Annotated in this window: 20 protein-coding genes and 5 pseudogenes; 9 read left to right on the top strand and 16 right to left on the bottom strand. The window is 56.0% G+C overall.

What is annotated here, in order from left to right; genetic code table 11:
- The first annotated feature begins 1037 nt into the window (after positions 1–1037).
- From JCM13995_RS01825 to JCM13995_RS01810, 4 genes are read left to right on the top strand one after another with little or no spacing between them, the layout of a single operon-like run.
- Positions 1038–1451, top strand: coding sequence for a cupin domain-containing protein (locus tag JCM13995_RS01825; protein ID WP_054661871.1), 414 nt, complete (start codon positions 1038–1040; stop codon positions 1449–1451).
- Between the two features lie 3 nt (positions 1452–1454).
- On the top strand, positions 1455–1790 hold the full coding sequence (locus tag JCM13995_RS01820) for a carboxymuconolactone decarboxylase family protein (RefSeq protein WP_054661869.1): 336 nt from the start codon (positions 1455–1457) through the stop codon (positions 1788–1790).
- 3 nt (positions 1791–1793) lie between these two features.
- A complete protein-coding gene (locus JCM13995_RS01815; RefSeq protein ID WP_054661866.1) occupies positions 1794–2426 on the top strand; it encodes an NAD(P)H-binding protein in 633 nt (210 codons plus the stop codon).
- 53 nt (positions 2427–2479) lie between these two features.
- Positions 2480–3223, top strand: a complete 744-nt coding sequence (locus tag JCM13995_RS01810; RefSeq protein ID WP_369385578.1) for a LysR family transcriptional regulator — start codon at positions 2480–2482, stop codon at positions 3221–3223.
- A gap of 704 nt (positions 3224–3927) precedes the next feature.
- Here the strand turns inward: JCM13995_RS01810 and JCM13995_RS01805 are convergent.
- A complete protein-coding gene (locus JCM13995_RS01805) occupies positions 3928–4389 on the bottom strand; it encodes a hypothetical protein (RefSeq protein ID WP_054661863.1) in 462 nt (153 codons plus the stop codon).
- A 51-nt stretch (positions 4390–4440) separates the two neighbouring features.
- Positions 4441–5412 (bottom strand): alcohol dehydrogenase catalytic domain-containing protein, encoded by a 972-nt coding sequence (locus JCM13995_RS01800; RefSeq protein WP_054661860.1) that lies wholly within the window; start codon positions 5410–5412, stop codon positions 4441–4443.
- Between the two features lie 292 nt (positions 5413–5704).
- On the opposite strand from JCM13995_RS01800, the gene JCM13995_RS01795 reads away from it, so the two are divergent.
- Positions 5705–6631, top strand: coding sequence for an ADP-ribosylglycohydrolase family protein (locus tag JCM13995_RS01795; RefSeq protein ID WP_054661857.1), 927 nt, complete (start codon positions 5705–5707; stop codon positions 6629–6631).
- Between the two features lie 320 nt (positions 6632–6951).
- Here the strand turns inward: JCM13995_RS01795 and JCM13995_RS01790 are convergent, their stop codons facing one another.
- Positions 6952–7680, bottom strand: coding sequence for a DUF4811 domain-containing protein (locus tag JCM13995_RS01790; RefSeq protein ID WP_054661854.1), 729 nt, complete (start codon positions 7678–7680; stop codon positions 6952–6954).
- A complete protein-coding gene (locus JCM13995_RS01785) occupies positions 7677–9122 on the bottom strand; it encodes an MDR family MFS transporter (protein WP_054661851.1) in 1446 nt (481 codons plus the stop codon). The genes JCM13995_RS01790 and JCM13995_RS01785 overlap by 4 nt, the downstream gene beginning before the upstream one ends.
- A gap of 275 nt (positions 9123–9397) precedes the next feature.
- Between JCM13995_RS01785 and JCM13995_RS01780 the strand changes: the two genes are divergently transcribed.
- On the top strand, positions 9398–9730 hold the full coding sequence (locus JCM13995_RS01780; RefSeq protein WP_082397666.1) for a MerR family transcriptional regulator: 333 nt from the start codon (positions 9398–9400) through the stop codon (positions 9728–9730).
- A gap of 73 nt (positions 9731–9803) precedes the next feature.
- Here JCM13995_RS01780 and JCM13995_RS01775 read toward each other — a convergent pair whose 3' ends face one another.
- Positions 9804–10757 (bottom strand): alcohol dehydrogenase catalytic domain-containing protein, encoded by a 954-nt coding sequence (locus JCM13995_RS01775; RefSeq protein ID WP_054661848.1) that lies wholly within the window; start codon positions 10755–10757, stop codon positions 9804–9806.
- A 56-nt stretch (positions 10758–10813) separates the two neighbouring features.
- A complete protein-coding gene (locus tag JCM13995_RS01770; protein WP_054661845.1) occupies positions 10814–11239 on the bottom strand; it encodes a MarR family transcriptional regulator in 426 nt (141 codons plus the stop codon).
- Between the two features lie 193 nt (positions 11240–11432).
- Here JCM13995_RS01770 and JCM13995_RS01765 point away from each other — a divergent pair, with 193 nt between their 5' ends.
- Together JCM13995_RS01765 and JCM13995_RS01760 are read left to right on the top strand one after the other, a co-directional pair.
- The gene (locus JCM13995_RS01765) at positions 11433–12056 is read left to right on the top strand and encodes a nuclear transport factor 2 family protein (protein ID WP_054661839.1); all 624 of its coding nucleotides are present in this window, start codon (positions 11433–11435) and stop codon (positions 12054–12056) included.
- 12 nt (positions 12057–12068) lie between these two features.
- A complete protein-coding gene (locus JCM13995_RS01760; protein WP_054661836.1) occupies positions 12069–13046 on the top strand; it encodes an amidohydrolase family protein in 978 nt (325 codons plus the stop codon).
- An 81-nt stretch (positions 13047–13127) separates the two neighbouring features.
- On the opposite strand, the gene JCM13995_RS01755 is transcribed toward JCM13995_RS01760, so the two are convergent.
- The 10 genes and pseudogenes from JCM13995_RS01755 to JCM13995_RS01715 all read right to left on the bottom strand — a co-directional run bounded on the left by JCM13995_RS01755 (position 13128) and on the right by JCM13995_RS01715 (position 22243).
- Positions 13128–13895, bottom strand: a complete 768-nt coding sequence (locus tag JCM13995_RS01755; protein ID WP_054661833.1) for a Cof-type HAD-IIB family hydrolase — start codon at positions 13893–13895, stop codon at positions 13128–13130.
- Positions 13888–14577 carry a beta-phosphoglucomutase gene (pgmB, locus tag JCM13995_RS01750; protein WP_054661831.1) on the bottom strand — a complete coding sequence of 230 codons (690 nt, stop codon included), beginning with the start codon at positions 14575–14577 and terminating at the stop codon, positions 13888–13890. Before pgmB ends, JCM13995_RS01755 begins: the two co-directional genes overlap by 8 nt.
- Before the next feature lie 10 nt (positions 14578–14587).
- A pseudogene (locus tag JCM13995_RS01745) lies at positions 14588–17305 on the bottom strand (glycoside hydrolase family 65 protein).
- Positions 17306–17538: 233 nt separating this feature from the next.
- Positions 17539–18855: a S41 family peptidase gene (locus JCM13995_RS01740; protein ID WP_225350640.1), complete on the bottom strand. Its 1317-nt coding sequence runs from the start codon at positions 18853–18855 to the stop codon at positions 17539–17541.
- A complete protein-coding gene (locus tag JCM13995_RS17975; RefSeq protein ID WP_225350639.1) occupies positions 18852–19055 on the bottom strand; it encodes a hypothetical protein in 204 nt (67 codons plus the stop codon). The genes JCM13995_RS01740 and JCM13995_RS17975 overlap by 4 nt, the downstream gene beginning before the upstream one ends.
- Positions 19056–19058: 3 nt before the next feature.
- Positions 19059–19293: pseudogene (locus tag JCM13995_RS01735) on the bottom strand (YozE family protein).
- Complete coding sequence (msrA, locus tag JCM13995_RS01730; RefSeq protein WP_054661828.1) at positions 19293–19811, bottom strand: peptide-methionine (S)-S-oxide reductase MsrA; 519 nt, start codon at positions 19809–19811, stop codon at positions 19293–19295. Before msrA ends, JCM13995_RS01735 begins: the two are co-directional and overlap by 1 nt.
- A 38-nt stretch (positions 19812–19849) precedes the next feature.
- Positions 19850–20398: a YpmS family protein gene (locus tag JCM13995_RS01725; protein WP_225350638.1), complete on the bottom strand. Its 549-nt coding sequence runs from the start codon at positions 20396–20398 to the stop codon at positions 19850–19852.
- A gap of 85 nt (positions 20399–20483) precedes the next feature.
- A pseudogene (locus JCM13995_RS01720) lies at positions 20484–21328 on the bottom strand (SGNH/GDSL hydrolase family protein).
- A 73-nt stretch (positions 21329–21401) separates the two neighbouring features.
- Positions 21402–22243, bottom strand: a pseudogene (locus tag JCM13995_RS01715) (DegV family protein).
- 159 nt (positions 22244–22402) lie between these two features.
- Between JCM13995_RS01715 and trhA the strand changes: the two are divergent.
- Positions 22403–23042 (top strand): annotated as a pseudogene (gene trhA, locus JCM13995_RS01710) (PAQR family membrane homeostasis protein TrhA).
- Positions 23043–23073 lie beyond the last annotated feature (31 nt).

The following is a 23073-nucleotide window of genomic DNA, read 5'->3' as shown; positions in this document are numbered from 1 at the left end:
AAAATTGAGGGTTTCATTTTAGTTACACGTGCATCTATGCTGTTTGCGTTCAGTGTCATGGCTCTCTCCCATCTAATTGTGGCAGGCAATTATGATATTCATCTTTTCCCAGTCCATGATTCAAGAATACTTTGATTATAATCTTATCTATCTGTTCACAATCTTTTCAAGCTTCAAGCTTTGACTAAGAGCTACATCACGAACATCTGTCATAGCAACGTTCAAATTAAATACAACATGAATGAGTTTAAGAATTTGACTCTTTCCTTTGATAATCAACTAACACAACTGAAATTAGAACATTGACGGAAGCCTGATATGCCATTTTTTTCGAAAGCATTCCATCAATGTTTTATATCCGGTAGATTTCCACCCCCCAGGTTTTAATTTGATTTGCCTCCAGGCTGGTCAATAAAATGAGATTCTTAGTCCGCTGTGCAAAACGCCTTTAGTAAACCCACAACAAAAGATAGATTCTCATCGCGTTTATCCAGAATCGCTAAAGTATTCTGCCATTATACAAAAACGTATGCTTCGCGAGAAGGACATACGAAATTAAGCTGCGTACCGAGTTTTCGATTATTGATACACGACAAATATCTTATGTTTGCACAATGTCACGAGCAAAACTGTGTCAGGGCAGAGTCCCTGTATTTAACTATTTAGCACTCCTAAAAGGCTTCTCCCATATGATTTTGACGGGGCTCTGCGTAATTGTACAAAATTTGTCGTATGTCATTGCCGGCAAACTGCGTAGGTCACACAATTCGACGTGATTCCTGCGTACTCTGGCCGCCGAATCGGGTAAGCTGGCGTCGTAGTTTAACTACCATAAGAACCAAATCACCAATCTTGAGTACCTTGCCGACATACTTAGGTAATCGTCTGCACCACTCGTGGCCACTTCTCATCAGCATGCCCAGAAAGCATGTATGGCACTCAATAAGAGCATTAGACGCATGGTCAAATATCCACTACACTAACTTCAGTCAAAGTTAAGTGTTACTACTCAAAGCTTTTCGAAAGGACGATTCAACATGACAACCAACGAACAATCTGTAAAGTACGGCATCTTTCACATCGGCGCGACGAACGACGCCTACGCCCAGTATTTTGTCGGCCAAAGCTACCTCAACAACCTGATCAGCGATCCAGCAATCAACGTCGGCGTCGGCAACGTGACCTTCGAGCCCGGCTGCAGGAACAACTGGCACATTCACCACGACGGCTTCCAGCTGCTGCTGGTGACCGGCGGCGAGGGCTGGTACCAAGAAGAGGGCCAGCCGGCGCGCAAACTGCACCCCGGGAATGTCGTGGTCACCCACGATGGCGTCAGGCACTGGCACGGCGCGACGAAGGACAGCTGGTTCTCACACATCGCCATCACGGCCGGCACGCCGGAATGGCTCGAGCCGGTTTCAGACAAGGCCTACAACGCATTGGAGGACTAGAAAATGGCGAAAAAACAAACCGCTGGCCGCGACCGCTTGGGCGACTTCGCCCCGCAGTTCGCCGCGCTGAATGATGACGTCCTGTTCGGTCAGGTCTGGGCTAAGGAAGACGAGCTGTCTGCCCGCGACCGCAGTCTGATCACTTGCGCCGCGCTGATGGCGCAGGGCCTTTTCCCGCAGCTGAAGTCGCACATGGCCATCGCAAAGGAAAACGGCGTGACCAAGACTGAAATGGTCGCGCTGATCACACACCTTTCCTTTTACGCTGGGTGGCCTAAGGCGTGGTCCGCGTTTCCGCTAGCCGAGGAAATCTACGGCAAAAGTGACACGGAGGACTAACCGTTGCCCAATGTGCTGATTTTAGGCGCTAACGGCCGAATTGCCAGACTGGTCCGCCAGCGCCTGTTGCAAGAAACCGACGCTCACCTCACCTTGTACCTGCGCCGGGCCAAGCGGCTTGGTCAGATCAACCCCACTCGCGAAACCGTGGTCGAGGCCGACGTGAACGACTACCAGGCCCTGTACCAAGCCATGGTCAGCCAGGACATCGTCTACTCGAACCTCGGCGGCGAGTTTGAACCGATGGCGGAAAATATCGTCAAGGCGATGACCAGCGCCAGCGTTGACCGGCTGATCTACGTCACGGGGCTCGGCTTGTACCACGAGGTGCCTGGCGAGTTTGGCCGCTGGGTCGAAGAAGACGTCGGCAGTGACGTCATGGATGACACCCGGCGTGCCGCCCAGCTAATTGAGACAAGTAATCTGGACTACACCCTGATTCGCGCCGCCTACCTGACGGACGATGACGAGGTCGACTACGAGCTCACGGCAAAAGGCACGCCTTTTAAAGGCACCATCGTCTCGCGCAAAAGTGTCGCCGACCTGATCGTCAACACGATTGTGAATCCCCGCCTGCATCGGTATAGTAGTCTAGGAATCGATAAGCCCGGCACGGTTGGCGACCGGCCTTATTAACTGACTGGAGGCGTGCGTGATGGAATTAAGACTGCTGGAATACTTTTTGGCGATTGACGCGCGGGCTCGATCTCGCGGGCGGCAGAGCGTCTGCACATCACGCAGCTACACTCTCCCGCCAACTCAAGCAGCTGGAAAACGAGTTAGGCGCGCCACTGTTCACGCGGACCAATCACGGCCTCACGCTGACGCAGGCCGGACTTTACCTCAAAACGCGTGCGCAGGAAATCCTGACGTTGACGCAGCAAACCGAGCAGACTTTTATCGACCAGCGGCGTCAGTTATTCAGCGGGAACCTCAACATCGGTGCAGTCGAGGCTGACAGCAGCCACACCCTGGCCAACGAACTTGCCGGGTTCACGGCCGAATACCCGGCGGTCACCTTCGACCTGTTCACCGGGACCTCCGACGACCTGTTTGACCGGCTCGACAAGGGCCTGATCGACCTGGCCTTGCTGCTCGAGCCGGTGAATGCGGACAAGTACGACCACCTCACACTGGCGCATACAGAGCGCTGGGGCCTGGTCGTCAGTGTCGACGCCCCCATCGCCACGAAACCGGTGATCGAGCCTGCCGATTTGCCAGAGGTGCCGCTCATTATTTCCAGCCGCGGCGCCGTGCAGCAACTCTTGGCTTCGTGGTCGGAGATTAAACTGACCGATCTGAAAATTGTCGGCCACTTCAATCTGATCTTTAACGTCATGCCGTTGGTGCAAGCACAAGTTGGTGCCGCCCTGACGATCGAAGGCGTCATCGACCCGCAAAATCACGCCGGGGTGCGGTTCATCCCGTTCTAGCCGCGCGTGCAGACCCACACGGTCCTGGCCTGGCGTAAGCACCGGCTCCAGACGCCGATCACTACAGCGTTCATCGACCGGTTCAAGCCCCTCACCAAATAGTTAATGGCGTCCTGATCATCGAGTTGATTGGGGCGTCTTTTGATGTGTGGCGACTCGTTTCGTCAGGCAAACCAACCCAGAATATAAATAGAATACTATATGTCATGACATGGTTAAAAAGGTTCATCTCAATTAAATTGACAACGATTTCATGCCGTGCTATTCTGCCCTTGGATGACGAGTGGGTGAGGAAGGAACAACCTCATCAGCACTACTCGCCAACTACCGGGCAATCCGACCCAAGCCATGGGTTGACCCGGCATGCTGAGCCGCCAGCTGGTTGGCTACGAAGACCATACCTCAACGTATGGGGTCCTTTCAGGACGCATGGCAGGATGCTGCTATCACTTTCCTAACTTAATAAAGCGACCGGCCCTGGTGACAGCGGTTGGGATAGCAGGCAGGGGCAACCCTGCAATAAAAAGCCACCGGGGTCAAATCCGGTGGCGCGGGACACCATTTCGCAAGAGATGGTGCCCTTTGCGTGGTTTCGGATGCAGACGAAGCGCCCGGCCCCTTTTCTTGGTAATTTCAAGAAAAGCGGTCGGGCGTTTTTGACATCCGACGGGCATGGGTCGTGGTCACACCACTCGGCTCGTCAGTTATTGGTCGAGGTTTTGGTCTCTGAGACGTTCTGCTAGATGAAGCGCGTGTTGCTGATGATACTGATCGAGCAGCTCGGTTGGCTCAGCTTCGTATGCCGGCCAGGACCCTATCAGCTCCATCGAGTCGATTTCCAACTCGCCTGGAATCATCACCGTGTTTAAAACGGCCATGAGCTTATTGATCATGTCCGGGACCTGTTTAAGAATAGCATCAGCTGGCTGCTGAGTATCCAAATCGAGCCATTGTTGATTCTGCTTGATCACCGGTGCAATGGCCTTTTTGATTTCACGCACCTTCTGGCGACGCAGCTGAAGATCCCCATCGACCGTCTCTGACCAGTGTGGCGCCTGGGCAATGACGTGCACCAGCACATACGGATCCAAAGTGATTGAATTATCGTAGACTTCGACGTCGCCTTCATACATGTCGATCGTGATTGGCACCAGTTCGATTTTCATGACATTCTCCTCCTGCTTGCCTTTGGGGCCATCATATCGGATTACCAACACCTATGGCAAGGTAATCAGCAGCCGCGTTTTCACCTGTGGATCCATGACCATTGCATGGGCCTTTGCGGCATCATTTAAAGACAACTGCTCGACTGTCAGTGGCGCAAAAGTGGCCGCGTGCTGAAGCAGCCATTGATTTGCCTGCGTCAGACTCGCCAAACTCGCCCGGCTGATGACAAACCCGCGCAATCGCTGCTCGTTCATGTAGAATCTGGGCAGGTCAAAGCTAACTTTGGGTTCTTTGGTGGCGGCAATCAAAATGATCTGGCCGCCTACTGCAAGTTGATCAAGGTTGAGTTGCAACGGGACACGACCTGAACTATCAATGATGGCATCCACTGGTCGATCCAACTTTTTCTCCCAGCCTGGCGCGTAATCGATGGCCTCAGCTCCCAAGGCAGTCACAGCAACAAAATCTCGCGGATTCGCCGTGGCGATCACGTGCAGTCCGCAAATTTTCGCACACTGGATCAGCATCCGGCCAACGTGCCCCGCGCCACCTTCGGCAAGCAATGTTTGGCCAGGCTGAAGCTTCAAGAGCTGCGTGACGATGATGGCCGCCGTTGCGCCGGGATGAACCAGCGCGAGCCAGTTGCTCGGGTCGCCATCAGGCATCGCAAACAACCGGGCCTCAGGAATGGTGGCAAACTGTGCGGTGATACCTTGCCGGCCGCCGTATCCCATGCTGTTGGTCCAGACGCGGTCGCCAACATGGAAAGCCGTGACTTCTGCACCCACGGCCGCCACCGTACCCCACGCATCGCGGCCGATGATTTGTTGCGGTTGAAGCGGTGTTTTAAACGCCCCGGAACGCACATACGCGTCGACCCGGTTGACCGCCGCCTCGCGGATCCGAACTAGGACATCAGCCGGCCCGATCGACGGCACCGGTAGCTGACCCACTTCAATCTCATCAGTATTGCCCACTTGCGTAAAATAGGCAGCCTGCATCTTTTCGGTTTCTGCTCTCACTGATTGTCATCCTTTCGAAATACGCTACCGAGTCGCCCGCTTAGCCAACAGACTAGGCTACCGGTCTTGAGTTAAGCAGCCAGCAAATACTTCTTCAGCTTAGCCAATGTTCTTGCCTTAATTGTACTGATAGGAAGAATGAAACGTAAGTGACAGTTTGCGTTGGGCCATCGAATAAACGCTCAATTTGGACTGTTCAGACTCCCACAGGCAGCAACCAGTTCATCTGCGGTTAAGCACTGTGCTAAACTGAATTCAACAATAGTGTTTAACGTCAATCATGGAGGCAGCCATGGCCAGTCAAAACCAAATCACAAACTTGTTCGAAGTCAGCATGATTGCCGATGCGCTCGGCGTACCGGTCGAGTTCCGGCCGCGCGACAGCTACCACGTCTCTGACATGACCGGCCACGGCACGTATGATCAGCCGGTCGGCTCATGGTCAGATGACAGCTCACTGACCTTGTGCCTGGCGGAGACGCTGACTGAAGGCGGCGGCCCGACCCAGCTGATGCAAAAGTTCACTGCTTACCTGGACGGCGACTACACGCCGCACGGCATTCGCTTCGATATTGGCATCGGCACCAGTGAGGCCATCAGCCGCTTTAACACGGGGCACGTGCCCGCAACTGAGGCGGGCAGCCGGTTGGCTAACGCGAACGGCAATGGCGCGTTGATGCGCATTGCGCCCCTCGCCTTCGCCCTGGATGGGCAAAACTGGCGGGATCGCCGGCAACGCATCACGGACTTTACCACAGTGACGCACGGCCACGAGCGGTCGATCATCGCCAGCTGCCTGTACGTTGAGACGCTGCGGCAGCTGCTGGCTGGCCAGGCGCTCGCCGAAGCACTCAAGCAGGCCAGCCAGTTGGTGCATCAAGGTGACTTCCGTGCCGAGGAGTTCGCGTATTTTGACCGGGTCTTGAACCCAGACTTTTTCGCCACGCCGCGCGACCAAATTCGCTCAAGCGGCTACGTGATTGACTCGCTGGAAGCAGCCGTTTGGTGTGCGGCGAATGCGGCGTCTGTGCAGGACCTGATTCTGACCGCAGCCAACCTCGGCGAGGACACCGATACGATTGCCCAAATCGCCGCCTGTCTGTATGCGGCCGGCCACTTGGACGAGCAAGCCCCGGCGCAGTGGCGCAAGGCGTTGATTCAGACCAAGCAGAGCCGCCGTATCATCACCGACTTCGCCCAAAAGTTTGGTGAACAATAGTCTCGGTACGCGACAATTTGCTTGTGGGTGCCCTTAAGCACTGTCTTTTTAAGGCAGTGCTTTTTTTCAATGGCAGCAAAAAGTCGTATCTTTTCAGACGCGACTTCCAAAACACGTTTTATTACTTCTTTGTCTCCCACCCTGGCGCGTAGTCGATGGCCTCAGCGCCCAAGGCCGTCGTAGTAGCAAAATCCCGAGGATTCGGCCGCAGACTGATGCGAATCTCGCTGGCGCTGCCGCTATGCGTAAAATAGGCAGACATCATCACCCGATCAGGGAACAAAAAAAGCCGTGTCTTCTCAGACACGACTTCTTCAAACTTAGTATTTAGCTTGAATCTGATTGATCAGCTTGGCCATCGCCTGCTGCTGGTACTTAGCAGTGATCTGTTTTACCAGCTGCTGCTGATCCGCCTTACTCATCGATGGATTCTTTTGCATCGCTGCGGCGACTTGCGCCTGAATGGCTTGGCCCATCGCGGCCTTTTGCGCAGCACTCGGGTTCTGCATGGCTTTCGCCTGCTTACCGAGTTCCTTGGCCTGCTTGGTGGTCAGGTTGTACCAACCCTTAGGCAGCGAGAACGTGTTGGTCTGGCTGACCAGCAAGTGGTTGTTCTGGTTGGCGAACAGCGTGGAATAAAAGTCTGACTTGTAGACCCACTCGGTGCGGCGGACTTTCATCTGCGCGACGTTATCGGAGGTGCTGACGACCTTGTTGTGAATGTCGTAGTCAGCCTTTGTGTGCGTTGCCTTGCCCTTTTCGCTGGTCTTGTAAATGACCACGTTGTGCTTGCCGGCGGTGCCGATGTCCTGGTGCAGCAGCAGTTTCAGCTGTGGGCTCGGCGACGCGCTGTAAATCACCTGCGTGGATTCGGTTGTGACCTTTTTCATGCCGACGTGGTTCGCGTCGTTGTTCTGGATCAGCGCGATGGCACTCAGCAAGATGATCAAGAAAATAGCGCTGAGCAGCGTGCGCAACCAAGAGTTTTTCATCAGCATGAAGCTGAGGAACAGCAAGGCGGTGCTAATGATCAGTATCCAAAGAATCATTTTGCCGCCTCCTTTTTAGCGTCTGCCTTGAGGTCGACCTCAACGGAACCCGTCTTCTGGTTCAGGAAGAACGCCAGCAGCCAGCCGAGCGTGGAAAAGCCGATTGCGAACCAGAACGCCGCGTGGTAGCCGTTCAGGGTCGCGTTGAAGAACGCGTGCTTGTACGCCAGCGGATCCGAGGTCAAAAGCGCCTTAGCCGGCTTGGACGCATTGGTGACGTCACTCAGCACAGAGATCATGATCGCCGTTGCAATGGAGCTGGCGATCTGCCGCACGGTGTTGTTGACGGCGGTACCATGGGCGATCATGTTCTGCGGCAACGCGTTCATGCCGTTGGTGGTCAGCGGCATCATCGTCATCGAAATCCCGAACATCCGGACCATGTAGAGCATGGTGATGTAAATCGATGGGGTGTTGGCCGTGACAAACGCGTACGGCACGGTCGCAATGGCCAGCAGGAACAGGCCAAGTTGCGCGAGGCGCTTGGCCCCGATCCGGTCAAAAATGTTCCCAGTGACTGGACTCATCAGCGCCATCATGATGGCCCCAGGCAAAAGCGTGAGTCCAGATTCCAGCGCCGTTTTGCCGTGAATGATCTGCAGGTACATCGGAATGACCATTTCGGCCCCGACCATCGCCATGTTGGCAATGGAACCCAAGATTGAGGATAAGGTGAAAATCTTGGTCTTGAAGACGCGCAGTTCCAAGAACGGCTGGTCCAAGTTGAGCTGACGGTGCGTGAACAGCGCAATCACCAGGACCCCAAGAATAATGGAGCCGTACACGATCGGCGAGCCCCAGCCCTTGTCGCCGACTTCGGAGAAGCCGTACAGCAAGGCGCCGAAGCCGATCGTCGATTCGATCAGAGACAGCACGTCGAGCTTCGGGTTGCGGTCAGGCAGGACGTTCGCCATGAAGAAGAACGAGCTGATCAAAACCAGAGCCGCGACGGGGATGATCATGCCGAACAGCATTCGCCAGCCGAACTGGTCAATGACCCAGCCGGAAAGTGTCGGCCCAATGGCAGGTGCGACCCCGATGGCGATCCCGGCAACCCCCATGGCTGCCCCACGTTTGTCAGGCGGGAAAATCGTCAGCATGATGTTCTGCAGGAGCGGCATCGTGACGCCGACCCCGACGGCCTGAATCAAGCGACCGGTCAGCAACACGCCGAAGTTGCCGGCGACGTACGCGACAATGGTCCCGATCAGGAACGTGCTCATCGCAAACAGGTACAGGATTTTGGTCGGCACCTTGTTCACCAGGAACGCGGTGACCGGGATCATGATCCCGTTGACCAGCATGAAGCCTGTCGTCAGCCACTGGACTGTCGAAGTGGAAATATTGAACGTATTCATTAAGGTCGGATACGCGGTTGAGAGAATGGTCTGATTCAAGACGGTGGTGAAGGTCCCTACTAGCAGGGTGATGATCATCATCATTGCGTGGATCGGCTTACCATTCACATCTTTAGCATTTTTTTAGACTATCCATCTGATGTTTTAGGCTCCCTATCTAATTTTTCGTTGCTCGAATATAACATTGTGTTATAATCACAGTTGAAAATATTACGTCAGTTGTGTTTGCATGTCAATGGTATAGGAGGAAAAACCTTGGATGAATTCGAATTCAAACGTCGGGTCCAAGACCTTGACGTGTCAATGGGCATCGGTGAAACCAGTCGGGTCACCGGCGCGACGGCCACGCAGATCCGGTATTGGGAGAAAAAAAAGGCATCGTGCACCCCATCCGGCACGGCGAAGGCCAAAACAAGCGATACAGTTACCGCGACATTGTCACGATCAGTTTTGTGAAATCGATGATCGACCAAGGCTACACCCTCGCCAAGGCGGAACAGGAAGCAGCCAACCACTTCACCTTCGCCGAGGCCCTGCGCATGCTGGTCAAAGAACGCGTCCACACCGTCGAGCAAACCGGCCACACCCTGAAATTGAACTTTGGTGAGCTAGACAACGACCCAGGCTTTGACGTCATCGCCGAGGTTGGGGATCAAGTCAGGCTGAATCGCGTCCCTCACCAGGCTCAGTAAGTTCCGTCTGGCCACAAAAACACCGTCACCTGCATGTTGCAGATGGCGGTGCTTTCGTATCCGGAAGATTCAGTTAAAGCAGAACAACCACCTTGCCGAAGCTGTCCGGTTCGTCTAAAGCAGCCTGGGCCTCCCCGGTGTGGGCCAAGTCAAACGTCTTGCGCGGTTTCACATCGATGTGATGGTTTTCGATCAGCCGCATCATGTTCGAGAACCGCTCAGGCGTGATTTCGGCGCCGGACCCAAACGACGTCAGTGAGGCGCCGGTCGGAATGACAAACGGGTCAAAATCAGGCACCGTCCACTGATTCGCTAGGCCCCCGACCAGGCAGCAGTACCCGCGTGGATTCAGGTGCGCCAGCGAGTCAGTCAGCGTCGCCGTCCCCACCAGTTCAATGATGGCATCAAACTTGTCATTGGTTTGTACTTTGCCGGCTTGATCCAGCACCGGTTCATCGCAGCCGATCGCTTTTAGCTCAGCAAACTTCTCTTGGTGGCGCGTGGAGCCGGCGATTTTAATGGTTGCGTCCATGGCCTTGGCCAGCTTAATGGCGGCACTGCCGACCCCGCTGGTCGCCCCACGAACCAACAGGCGCTTGGCGCGGTCGCTGTGCGCGTTATGCAGCGCGCCATATGCGGTGAAGTAAGTTTCGGGAATGGCCGCAAACTCTGCCCAGCTCAAACTGGTTGTAACCGGTAAAATGCTCTGGTTTGGCATCAGCACGTACTCGGCATACCCGCCGTCGAACGCCCGGCCCATGCCGCCCATCAGGCACGCGACTTTTTGGCCGCGGGGCAGGTGCGCGTCATCGGTCGTCGCCGCAATTTCACCGACACACTCGATGCCCAGGATGCGCGGAAACTTGACCGTCGGCGACTCACCGTTGCGGGTAAAAATCTCCGACCGGTTGATGCCAAAGCCCTTCACCTTCACCAAACTCCAGCCTGGTTTGACCTGAGGGGTCGGCACCTCCATGAGTTTTAACGCTTCCGGGCCACCTGCTTGTTCGATCACGATTGCTTTCATGTTGACTGCCTCCGTTTTCTGTCTGATTTCCGTTTACCAGACGAGTGCATCGTCGACTATTTTGGCGCCGGGCTTTGGTCCGCCGCGACGGGCTGTTTGAGTCCCTTGAGGATGCCAGCCTTTGTCATCAGGCGCATACTGGTTTGCAAATCTCGGACCAGGGTGGTTTGCTCGGCTGGCGTCAGCGTTTGCAGCGCCTGGTCGTAGCGTGCCGCGACGGCCTCAACGTTTTGCGCAATCAGTGCCACGCCCTGCTCAGTGCTTTGGACATTGACCACTCGGCGATTCTCCGGATTGTGCTCGCGCTTGACCAGCCCGCGGTCCTCAAGCGTGGTCACGATGCGCGTCAGCTGCGGATTCGTAATGCCGATCTGCTGAGCAAGCTCGGTCATGGTGATGCCTGGCCGCTGATTCACACTGCGCAAGGCCAGCCCCTGCAGCCGGGTCAGTCCCAGGCCGTTTTGGCTGCGATTTTGCACCATCTCCTGCGCCAGTGCGGAAAAAAAGTTGCGTGAACGTGCGCGTGTCTGTTTTGTTTTCGGCCATATGGCACCTCCTGCCTTTAATCGTTAATTCAATGATAGTTGACATGTGTTAAATATGCAACTATACTTCATAGTTGTAAACTATTAATGCAGAAAAATGTTGAACCGCACTGAAAGGGAGTTTTGATTCATGACATTTGAAGAACAACGGCCGACCACGAAGACAGTCGACGAAATGTTGGCCAAAGAGCAGATCACAGAGCTGGTCCACTACGAGCGCTATGCCCGGGACTACGGCCTGTGGGATGGGATGGCCACTTGCTACACCGACGACGCGACCATTGAGATCTCCTGGTACAAGGGCGACATCAATGGCTTTTTAGCCGCTTCGAAGCCGGCCCCTGATGCGCAAACCGATTCCCTGCCGGCCCACAAGATGCACGACACCCTCGTGTGGCTGCACGGCGAAAAAGCCGTCGCGGTCGTGGTGACCACCATGACCGGCCGTACCCCAGTGCAAGGTCAGACCATGGACAACCTGATTTACGTTCGGCTGGTTTACTCGCTGAAAAAGGTCAGCGGCGAGTGGAAGATTTACTCAATGACCCCGATTTACGAGCGCGACACTCTGCTGCCCGTCACCCCGAAGGACATCAAGCCTGTTGTTGGTGCACGGGACAGTTACAAGAACCTGGCGATCGTGCTCAAGGACCTCGGCGTCAAGGCCAGCGATGATCTGCCGGGCCTGGATCAGCCGAAGTCGGTGGAGAAGTTTATGGACACGACCAATGATTGGCTGAATAGCGACAAGTAGGAGCGAGTCAACATGACAAAAATCATTACAATTGAAGAACATTATCAGCTGCCGCACAAGGAAACCATGACCGCCGCCCAGCAAAAAGCAACCAAGGGCAATAACCCCACGCAAATTGACGAGTTGTCCATGGACTTTGACAAGAAAATTGCCTATATGGATAAGTACGGCATCAGCATGCAGGTCCTTTCCAACTCCGGCCCCAGCGGCGCCATGATCCCGGACAAGGCGCAAGCCGTCGCCGCCTGCCAGCACACCAACGACACGCTGGCTGCAAAGATCAGCAAGTACCCGGGCCGTTTCGGCGGATTTGCCGTCCTGCCGATGACAGATCCCGAGGCCGCAGCGGAAGAACTTGCGCGCACCGTGAACCAGCTGGGGTTTCAAGGCGCGATGATCGCCGGCCTGCCGTTCGGACACTACCTTGACGAGCCGCAGTACCGCCCCATTTTTGCCGAGGCGGAAAAGCTGAACGTGCCACTTTACCTACACCCAGGGATGCCGACGAAAGCCGACCGCGAACGGTTCCAGAGCCCATCCTACGATGACCGCGTTGCCAATATTCTGAGTATGGCGGGCTGGGGCTGGCACGAAGAGGCCGGCGTGCAAATGGTCCGGCTGATTTGCAGCGGGCTGTTCGACCAGTACCCGAACCTGCACCTGATTTCCGGTCACTGGGGCGAAATGGTCCCGAACTTCTTGGAACGGCTCGACCTCATGACCGGGGTTGCCAAGGTAAATCTCGACCGCAAATTCTCCGACTACTACAAGTCAAACGTCTATGTCACCCCATCGGGGATGTTCACGAAGCCGCAGTTTGCCCTCACGTTGGCCGAAGTCGGCCCAAGTCACATCATCTGGTCGGAGGACTTTCCTTACGTCTTAGCCAAGGACCAAGTCGCTGGCTTTTTGAATGAGTCGATCCTGGATGATGCTGCCAAAGAACAAATCGGCCACCGTAACGCCGAGCAACTTCTCAGGCTCAATTAGCGCCGCCACACTAAAGCGGACACTTTCACCGGTTGTTGCAGGTGAAAGTGTCCGCTTTTTTTTGGTTAATCACGGATTAGTTTAAATCAAAGTGAAATGTTGCAGTCCTTGAACGATCCCGTCGTGCATGTTATCGCTGGTCACGTAGTCCGCCAGCGCCTTCATTTTCGGATTGCCATTGCCCATCACCACGGGATGGTCGACCAGCTTCAGCATTTGTTCGTCGTTGAGCTCATCGCCAAAGCCGTACGTCGGCGTGCCAGACAGCCCTGCTTCATTCAGCAGCGTCAGAATGCCCGTCCGCTTGGACACTCCGGCCATCATTGTGTCCAGACCGCGCGGGTTATTGCGGACCAGGTCCAGCTGGCCGGCAAACTGCCGATTGTACAAGTCTTCCTTGCCTGTGTTGAACACAAACAGAAAATTGACCTCGTGCGTTTGGTACCAGTCCGGGATCACCTTGGCGTCCAGCTTCAGCAAGGCAAAATTTTCCCGGGTAGCCTCGGTTTCGCGGCTCAACGCGAACGTCTGGTTATTGAACCAGGCCACCGGATCGCCTTGCTTTGCGGCAAAGGCGTTGAACGCTTCGATCAACGGTTGCGGGATCACCGCCGCGTCCAGCTTGCGGCCCTGGTACTGGACATAGCTGCCGTTGGCCGAAACGATTGAATCGATACCGGTTTGATCCAGCACGTACTGAATCTCGAAAATGTTGCGCCCGGTTGCGATCACCGGCAGCACGTCATTTTGCCGCAGCTGATCGATGGCCGTCAGCGTGCTTTTGGCCAGCGACTTGTCATCGCGTAGCAACGTGCCATCCAAATCGAAAAAGACGACTGCTTTAGGCATTCACATCGCCCTTTTCCATCGCGGCCTTGATGTTCGGCAGCGTCAACTCGGCAGTCGATGGGAAAATAATGTCGGCTTCGTGCAGGACTTCAGCATCGCCAATGCCGACCGAGACTTCGCCGGCGGCGTTAATACCTTGCACTCCGGCCGCGGCGTCTTCAATCCCGATGCAGGCCTCAGGGGCCAAGTCGATACTTGCCGCCGCCTTGACGAAAATCTCCGGGTCTGGTTTGCCGTGGGTCAGGGTCGCGGGATCGACAATGTGCGGGAAGTACTCAGTGAGCCCCAGGTTCTTCAGCACCCGCGGCGCGTTTTTGGACGCGGACGCCAGCGCCAGCTTGTAGCCGCCGGCCTGCAGCGCATCCAGAAACGCCTGAATGCCAGGCAGAATATCGGCTGGCGTTAGAGTATCGACCAACTTCAAGTAGCGGGTATTCTTTTCGGTGGCCAGCGCTTCTTTTTCGGCATCGCTGAAGTCGTTCTGCTTACCGCCGTGCTTCAAGATCAGGTCAAGTGAGGCCATCCGGTCAATGCCTTTCAGGCTGTCCGCCAGGTCATCGTCCCAGCCGGCGCCGACCTTATCGGCGATTTGCTTCCAGGCCTGTGAATGGAACCTTGCCGTATCGGTGATCACGCCGTCCAAATCGAACACGGCGCCTTTAATTTGCTCAAATGTTGTCATGAAATGCCTCCTAACGATAATCGACGGTAACCGGTTTGCCAGCAGTCAGTGCCACCGGCTTGCCTGCGACTTTCACCTTAATCGGCTTGTCTGCTTCAGTGTCAGCGCGTGATGATCGGCGGTGACTGAAACTTCAGCCCCTTGGAAGTGCAGCTGGTAGTGCAGCTGTTGCCACTGGCTTGGCAGCTCCGGGTCGAACCGGAGCTCGTCGCCCAGCAAATCCGCGCCGCCGTACAGAGTTTCCTCCACATGCAGCGTGGCACCCATGACGCCCAGGTGAATGCCTTCCGCGGTAGTGCCACCTTGAATGTCGTAGTAATCCGAGAACAAGGCCTGATGGAACAGCTTCCAGGACTGGTCGCGCCGGTTGTCCATCCGCGTCAAGACCGCGTAGACGATCCGCGACAGCGTGGAGCCGTGCGTCGTCCGCTCGAGGTAGAATTCCAAGTTCTGCGCAAAATGATCCGCCGGCAGCTTGTAGCCCATGTCGCGATCAGCCTTCGATGGTGGCCGGATCAAGCAGGAAGTACGCCATCATGGTGTCAGCCTGCTTCGCCACCTGATAGGCGTCCGGCGTTTTGCCCTCCGCCTTCAGGATGCGATCGATCCGCGAAATGTCGCCGTACTTCTTGTGGTAGGCGTCAAAGTCCAGCGTTGGCAGTCTGAAGTAGCCGGCGAACTGGCCGATGATGCCGTTGTCGTTGATATCGAGCGTCAGCTTACGCCGCACGACATCGAGCTGATCAAAATCCTTGGCGGAAAAATCGGCCCGCTTGGCGGCCGCGTCGTACGCGTCCTTGGTAAACTGCGGGCGCAGTTGCCCGATCAGCTGGAACAGCCAGGCCGTCATGATGTTGGTGTAGGCATTATCGGTCAGGCCGTCTTCGTCGCTGTTCGGATAGCTTTCGTGGTACTCATCCGGACCCATGACGCCGCTAATGTGATACCGTCCGGTCTTCGGGTCGAGGGTCGCCATGCTGAGACAGAACTTCGCAATCGACAGCAGCATTTCCAGACCCTGGTCTTTCATGAACTGGTCATCACCGGTGACGTGCCAGTACAGCCAGACATTGTACGCCACCGCCAAGGAAACGTGACGCTGGCGCCGGGAGTTGTCTGGATCCCACTGGTTAGTCAACGGATTCAGGTGGACGAACTGCGATTGCTCGTCGCCTCTCATCCCCGACTGCCACGGGTACATGGCGCCTTTTTTGCCGATGCTCTTCGCGTACTCGCGGGCTGCCGGCAGCCGCTGATAGCGGTAACCCAGCATCGCCTTGGCAATTTTCGGTGAGTGCGACGCGTAAAACGGCATGACAAACATTTCGTCCCAGAACACGTGGCCGCGATACGCCTCGCCATGCAGCCCACGGGCGCCCACGGACGCGTCCAGCTGGTCGCTGGCCAGCGCGGACCCGGACACGAACAGGTGAAAAATATTGACCCGGGTCAGCTTTTGGCTGATTGTGTCGCCTTGAATCGCGATGTCGGTATCGCGCCACACGTCGGCGTAAAAGTCTTTCGTACTCTTGGCCGTGTCCTCAAATGTCTCCTCGTCCAGCTCGTCCCAGACGGCGGTGTCCAGCGGCTCATCACCGTTTTCCCGACTGGTGTAAATGGCCACTGTCTTATCGATTGTGTAAACCTTGCCCGGCTCGACGGTCAGGTCAACGGTTTGCCGGAGCGCTTTTGAGCCCGTCGTCGTGGCCACGCGCCGGGTCAGGTCCACGTTCGGACTGCTCATTTTGCTGCCAATGGCAAAGTCGATGTCGGAGTTCTTGGTGGCCCCTGTCAGCAGCGCCTTGTTGGCAGCACTAGCCATGCCGGTCACGTTGATGTGGTGCTGATCGAACTGGTCATAGCGCGCGACGTTGTCATTCACGACGTCGCCATCGATGGTGCCGTATACCTGCACACTGCCGGCAAAATTCAGCGGTGTGAACTCGTACCGGATCGCCAGCCGGTGCCAGTGCTTCATGTCCGCCACCTTGGTCGCCCGCACCATCATTTGGTGGCCGGTGCCAAACGCGACCATCAGCGTCGTGGTGAGCTGGCCGGTTTTCAAATCCAGGCTGCGGTAAATGTCATTGATATTGCTGTGGCGGATCTTGAACGGGTTGGCGTGGTCGATGCCGATGGTCAGCGCCTGCGCGTTCGGCAGGTTGACCAGGTCCTCGTTGACCACGTTGCGGCCGTTGACGGGCGTCGTGTTTTGGTTGTAGACGCCGGCCACGTACAGGCCGGGATAGTTGTCATCGTCGGGATGGCTTTCGACATAGGCCCCGCGCAGGCCGTAGTAACCATTGCCAATGGTCAGCATGGCCTCCTGGCCGAAGTTGCGCTTGCCCTGGTACTCGCCGTAGTAGTCCAGGTGCCAGCTGTTGTAACGCTGTTTGGTGTTAAACGCCTGGTCCAAGCCGCCCTTGGTCACCGTTGGCCGTGCCAGCACGGGCACGTTAAACATGTTGGTCAGCGCCAGCCCGATATCAATGCGCTGGTGATGCAGCCCCACGACCGTGTCGGAGAACGGATAGGTCAAGGGGTTCTCAATGATGATGGCGTCAAAATCGACGCCGACTAGTTTCACACGAATGTTTTCAAGATTTTCGCCAATCGACTGATCCGGGTCATACCGAATCACCATGTGCCGCGGCTGCAGTTCTGCCTTCGCCTGGGGCACATCCATTTCGATCGCGTCGTCTAAGATCTTTAACGAGACTGTTCTCATTTAATCAATCCTTTCAGAAAAGAAGGGTACATGATTATGTTAACTAATATCAGCCTAAACGTCAAACTTAGTCAAACTATTGTCATGTCTAAAGACTACTTTTATCGTAGCAAAACGCACCGCCAAAAGCCGGTGCGGACCCTTGCCAATCAGCATTTCCCCCTTATCTCGGGGATTAGTTCAGGCAACAAAAAAAACGTTCCGTTTCAATTTTCGAAACGGAACGCATCAATTTACTTGTCTAACTGTTTGACGGCGGCATCCATCGCCGCGTCATCAGTTTGCAACTTGGCCGAAAGCAGCGTGATCATCTTGGTCAGCGTCGCGTCATTGGTTTCGCCGGTGACAGGCAGATGATTGTCTTGCTGGAATTTCCGGACCGCCGCTTGCACGGTCGGGCCAAAGTAGCCGTTGACCGCGCCCACGTCATAGCCCAGCGCCGCCAGCGACGTCTGCAGCGACTTCACATCGTTGCTTTCATCGCCAAGCTTCATGTTGACGGTCGCAAAGCCGGCAATTTTGGCCCAGGCCGGGTAATCAGCCTTGATGGTCGGTGTCAGGCCCTTATGGTTGATCCAGGTGCCGTTCGGCGTCAGCCACTTGGCGACCGTCAGCTTGACCTCGGCGTTGTCCCCGAGCTGCGCGACATTTTGCACCGTGCCCTTGCCGTAGCTCTGGCTGCCGATCAGCGGCACGCCTGCGCCTTGGTGCCAGGCTGCGGCCAGGATCTCAGAAGCCGACGCCGAATTACCATCGATCAAAATGGCGATTGGGGCGTTGATCTTAAAGCCTTCGTCGTAACCCTTGCCAGCCTTGTAGACCTGCGTCTTGCCGGCGCGGTCCTGGACCTTGACGATAGTTTGACCGTTCTTCAGCCCCATCGACGCCATCCGCAGCGCCGTGTTCAGCTCGCCGCCGCCGTTGCCCCGCAAGTCGACGATGAACTTCTTGGCGCCTTGCTTGCGCAACTTCTTGACGGCGTTCTCGAACTGGGTCGCAGTCGGGTCAGAGAAACTGGCCACGGTGATCACACCGACTGATTTATCGGTCTTGTTCAGCGCGGATGTCACGGTCGCCTGAGTGATCTGCGCCCGCTTCATCGTGACGGTTTGATCAGCGTTGTCGCGGCGAATCGTGACTTTGACCGTGGTGCCGATCTTACCGCGGATCTTGGTGACTGCTTCGCTGACGGACTGCTTTTCAACGGACTTGCCGTTGACCGCCATCAGCTGGTCGCCGGCGCGGATCCCCGCCTTTTTCGCCGGACTGGCGGGTTGAACGCTTTGAACGGTGAGCTTGGTGCCGTTTTGCTCAACCGTCGCGCCGATCCCACCGAAGCTGGCGGACATGGTGTCGTCCAGGTCCTTCTTGTCGTTGTCCTGCAGGTAAGTCGAGAACTTGTCGCCCAGGCTCTCCATCATCCCGTTGATCGCTCCATTGGCCAGTTTGGTCGAAGACACCGGCTTGTAGTAGCTGGATTTGATGGAGTTATAGGTCGAGATGACCTTGTAAAAGGCCGGCGGCACCGCCAGCTTATCGCCAGGGTTCAACTCCGGGTGCAGTGCGTAGCCAAGCCGCCGCCAACCAGCAGGGCGACGACGGCAATCACCGCGGTCGCCCACTTCGAGAACCGGTAAGGCGCGCGCTTGTTGGCTGATTCCTGAGTCGGCGTCGGCTCCGGCGTTGGGTCTGGCTTTGGGTCTGGCTTTGGCTCCGGGGTCGACTGCTTGTTTTCTGGGTCGTTATCCATGCTTTAATTCCTTCCGATGTGCTCGTGACTCAGGTACATGTTGTACGCCTGGTCGAAAACACTCATGCTCGGCAGATAGCCGGCGTTTAGCTCAAGGTAATTCGAAAGCTTTTCAAAATCAGTTTCCTGCTTCGGAAACGCCTGGTCAAAAAAACGCATTCTGGGCGAAATTCGCAATTTCACCGTGATCATTGGGGTTGCGTAGGGTCATCAGGTACTGATAAAAGCTTTGGCGCATTAGGCGTCCCTCCAGTTTTTGTCGATGAATTCCTGACGCTGCTTGTGTTCCTCGGCAAAGCGCCGCGGGTTGTGGGCATAAAACTGCTGATGCTCCGGCTCAGCTTCGTAGAACGGCTTGGCGTCCTCAATCGAGGTGACAATGGGCTTGTCGAACCGGCCGCTGGCTTCAAGCGCCTTCTTCGACGCCTCGGCGGCCGCACGCTGCTTGGCATTCGCCACGTAAATCACCGGCCGGTAGTTGTCGCCGCGGTCTTGGAACTGGCCCATGGCGTCGGTTGGATCGGTCTGCTGCCAGTATGTGTTCAACAGGTCCTCGTAGGAAACGATGCTTGGGTCAAACGTGATCCGCACTGCTTCGGTGTGCCCAGTCTTGTGGGCCTTCACTTCGGCGTAGGTCGGGTTGGCGACGTGGCCGCCGGTGTAACCAGACACGACGTTCAAAATGCCTGGCTGCTCCTCGAACGGCTTGACCATGCACCAAAAACACCCACCTGCAAAAATTGCTGTTTCAGCCATTACAATTTTCCCCCTTATTTCACGCACGGCCCTGCCGGTTACTTTTTCGGCAGGTAAACCGAGAAGTCGATCTGCGAATTCGGCAGGTCGATTTTATCGGCCTTCAGCTGCATGCCGTTGGCCATCTTGAATTTGTTCAAGTCTAGCACAACCGTCTTCTGCTTGCTATTCATCCTGACCCATTTAGGCAGCTTGAAGTTGCCGGCGGCGTAACTCATCACGTACGAGATCGGCACGGGTAAGCTGCCAACATTCAGCTGCCGGGCCTTGAGCTCGACGTTGCCGTTTTTCAGGACCAGCGGGTCAAACAACAGGCTGAACCCTACTTTTTGGCCGAAGAACTTGAACGAGCCGTCAAGCACCGCCTGGTCAGCCAGCGTCAGCGAGTACTTCACGTTGCTGTCTTTTTGAAAATCGTTCAGGTAATACGAAATGATCTCGTTGGCCTGACGCTTGGTCAAGGACACCGTCATGGCTGGATCGCCGGTCGTCGTGTCCTGCGTCGAATAGCTTTGGTCGACCGGCGTCAAGACGGCATGCGCCAGCCAGACGCCGGTGCCGAGCATCAGCCAATCAGGATCAGGCACACCCACTTCCAGAGATTGAAGCGGCCGCGCGGCTTGTTTAATTCAGATTTAGTTGCCCGCGAGCGGGCCTTGGCTTCTCGCATACTTATTTCTCCCACGTACTTTCAGTTGCCTGCATCTTTTTCCATAACTGCGACGTCATCAGCGCGTACCCGGCGTTGTTCGGGTGGAAGTGATCCGACTCGAAAATCAGCGGGTTCTTGCTGCTGCCGGACATCGCCGACTCCAGCTTTTTCTTGTCCGCCTTGCTGTTGGCCTGCGTGTTCGCGCCCTTGGTCAGCACCGAATCGATATCGACGTAATACATGTGGTCGAAGTCACCCAGCGCCGCCTGTGTTGTATTATTCCAAGTCTTCACGCTGGTGGTCATCGCGGTCAGATTGGGAAAATAAACATAGAACGGATTGTAGACGCCGAACACGTACACCGGCGCCTTCGGGTTGAGCTGGCGCAGCGCCTTAAGCAGGCTGGTCAGGTGGCGCCGATAAGTAGTGGCACCGCTGGTCACGTCCTTGGTCGAAATGGACAGCAGGTTCTTTTGCAGCACGTGCATCAAGTCGTTGCCGCCCACCGTCACCGTCAGGATGTCCGCGTGCTCGACATCGGTGCGCAGCTTTTTTTGCGCATTGACCCGCTTCAGGATCTGCGTGCTGGTGTCGCCGGTCACGCCGTAGTTCGACGTGTCGACCTGGTAGACACCGGAGCTTTCCAAGTCCCCTTTGATTAGGCCGACGTAGCCGCCGTTGTTGGTTTCGTCACCGACGCGTGGGTCAGCGAATCGCCGACCGCGGCCAGGCGCAGGGTCTTGACCTGCTGCACCTGCCCCCTTAGATGAATCGGCTGAGCCTTGGGCCCCGCCACCTGCCAGATCAAGAACGTGACCACGGCCGTCGCAAGAATCGTCAAGAGGCCCAGCAACCCGTGCTGCAATCTGTGTTTTTTTCATGGCGGCCTCCTTCAATTAAAAAAAAGGACCGGGAATCCCGGCCCGAATGGCTCTATTTTAGTCGACGTAGTACGTGATTGCAAAGGCGCCATCGCCGGTGTGCGTCGCAATCACAGGGTCCGTTGGCCGCACCAGCAGCTCCGCGTTCGGCAGTGCCGCCTTGACCTTGGCACCGATGTCCTCGGCCAGCTTCTTGCCGCCGGCGTAGGACACGCCAACGCTCTTGACGTTGCCCAGCTTGGCCATTTGCTCAACCGTCTTGTCGGCAAAGTTGACTAAAGTCTTCATGCCGCGGCCCTTTTGCAGCGCCTTGAGCTCGCCGCCGGTGACTTCGAGGATCACCTTGATGTTGAGCAGCGAGGACAGCATCCCCGACACCCGGCTGATGCGCCCGCCCTTGACCAAGTTGTCCAGCGTGGAGACGCCCATGACCAGCTTGGTGTGGTCGCGGATAACGGCCATGCGCTTGACCACCTCGGCCATCGATTTGCCGGCTTGAATCGCCTTGGCGGCCTCAATCACCTGAAAGGACAGCGCGCGGTCGGTGAATTGGGAGTCCACCACGGTCACTTTGCCCTTGCAGAGCTCGGCGGCCTGGCGCGCGGAATTGACCGTGCCAGAAATGGCCTCTAGCATGTGCACGGCAAGCACCTCGCTGCCGTCAGCGGTCAGTTCGTTGAACGTATCCAGAAAAGTGCCAATCGCCGGCTGCGACGTTTTCGGCAGCGCCGAGCTGCCGCCATTTTATCCATAAACTCGGCGCGCGTGATCGTCTCACCGTCCACGTACACGGTGGAATCAATCATGATCGTCAGCGGGATAACGTGAATGTCGTACTTCGCGATCTCTTCCGGGGTCAGCTGAATTGAGGAATCCGTCACCAGTTTGATGTTTGCCATTTGAGCCACGCTTTCTGTAGGTAGTTTTGCACTGCGTCCAGTATACCAAAGCCCACCCCAATTTGTCAGTAACAGGGAACTTGGTTTTTAATACTAGATGAAATTGATTTGACGCTTTATACATGGTATCATAAACCTAAAGAGTCAGGGAGGTAGCCGATGCAATTGAGCAAACCATTTAAATCCGCATACTATAACTTTAACGACCAGATGCTGAGCGCCGTGACGCACGCCTTCGCGCTGGGGCTATCCGTTGTCGGAACGGTCGCTCTAGCGTTCAAGGCCACGACCACACTCCGCCTGGTCACCTTCCTGGGTTTCGGCATTTCGCTGATCATCCTCTACCTGGGCTCGACGCTGTTTCACGGGTTTTACTTCACTAAGGCGCGCCATGTCCTGCAAGTGATTGACCATTCCAGCGTCTTCATCCTGATTGCCGGCTCTTACCTGCTACTGTCTCGTAGCGATCGGTGGGCCACTCGGCTGGGGACTGTTGGCCGCGATCTGGCTGCTGTGCGCCGCCGGAATCGCCTACAAGCTCTTCTTCCTCGGGCGTTTTCGCGGCGCGGAAACCGCCATTTACGTGATCCTCGGCTGGATGTGCCTGATCGGCATGCAGCCGCTGTGGGCCCACTTAGGCCGCATCGGCTTCTGGCTGCTGGTGGCCGGCGGCGTCGCCTACACCTTTGGCGCCTTGCTTTACTCGCAGAAAAAGATCCCGTACATTCACGTCATCTGGCACCTGTTTGTGATGATTGGCTCAGCCTGCATGTACGCCTCGATTTACTTATTTGTCTAACAGGCCAAATTAAAAAGTGCCGGCGCGGAGA

Origin of the sequence: Lacticaseibacillus camelliae DSM 22697 = JCM 13995, from assembly GCF_001311195.1 — a bacterium.
Taxonomy (GTDB): Bacteria; Bacillota; Bacilli; order Lactobacillales; family Lactobacillaceae; genus Lacticaseibacillus; species Lacticaseibacillus camelliae.
Note: the sequence above shows the minus strand (reverse complement) of the source record. Positions and strands in the feature narration are given on the sequence as shown.

Excerpts from the sequence above, each read along its gene's own strand:
- JCM13995_RS01825 (WP_054661871.1), top strand. The coding sequence starts at position 1,038 with ATGACAACCAACGAACAATCTGTAAAGTACGGCATCTTTCACATCGGC.
- JCM13995_RS01820 (WP_054661869.1), top strand. The coding sequence starts at position 1,455 with ATGGCGAAAAAACAAACCGCTGGCCGCGACCGCTTGGGCGACTTCGCC.
- JCM13995_RS01805 (WP_054661863.1), bottom strand. The coding sequence starts at position 4,389 with ATGAAAATCGAACTGGTGCCAATCACGATCGACATGTATGAAGGCGAC.
- JCM13995_RS01795 (WP_054661857.1), top strand. The coding sequence starts at position 5,705 with ATGGCCAGTCAAAACCAAATCACAAACTTGTTCGAAGTCAGCATGATT.
- JCM13995_RS01790 (WP_054661854.1), bottom strand. The coding sequence starts at position 7,680 with ATGATTCTTTGGATACTGATCATTAGCACCGCCTTGCTGTTCCTCAGC.
- JCM13995_RS01785 (WP_054661851.1), bottom strand. The coding sequence starts at position 9,122 with ATGATGATGATCATCACCCTGCTAGTAGGGACCTTCACCACCGTCTTG.
- JCM13995_RS01775 (WP_054661848.1), bottom strand. The coding sequence starts at position 10,757 with ATGAAAGCAATCGTGATCGAACAAGCAGGTGGCCCGGAAGCGTTAAAA.
- JCM13995_RS01770 (WP_054661845.1), bottom strand. The coding sequence starts at position 11,239 with ATGGTGCAAAATCGCAGCCAAAACGGCCTGGGACTGACCCGGCTGCAG.
- JCM13995_RS01765 (WP_054661839.1), top strand. The coding sequence starts at position 11,433 with ATGACATTTGAAGAACAACGGCCGACCACGAAGACAGTCGACGAAATG.
- JCM13995_RS01760 (WP_054661836.1), top strand. The coding sequence starts at position 12,069 with ATGACAAAAATCATTACAATTGAAGAACATTATCAGCTGCCGCACAAG.
- JCM13995_RS01755 (WP_054661833.1), bottom strand. The coding sequence starts at position 13,895 with ATGCCTAAAGCAGTCGTCTTTTTCGATTTGGATGGCACGTTGCTACGC.
- pgmB (WP_054661831.1), bottom strand. The coding sequence starts at position 14,577 with ATGACAACATTTGAGCAAATTAAAGGCGCCGTGTTCGATTTGGACGGC.
- JCM13995_RS17975 (WP_225350639.1), bottom strand. The coding sequence starts at position 19,055 with ATGGATAACGACCCAGAAAACAAGCAGTCGACCCCGGAGCCAAAGCCA.
- msrA (WP_054661828.1), bottom strand. The coding sequence starts at position 19,811 with ATGGCTGAAACAGCAATTTTTGCAGGTGGGTGTTTTTGGTGCATGGTC.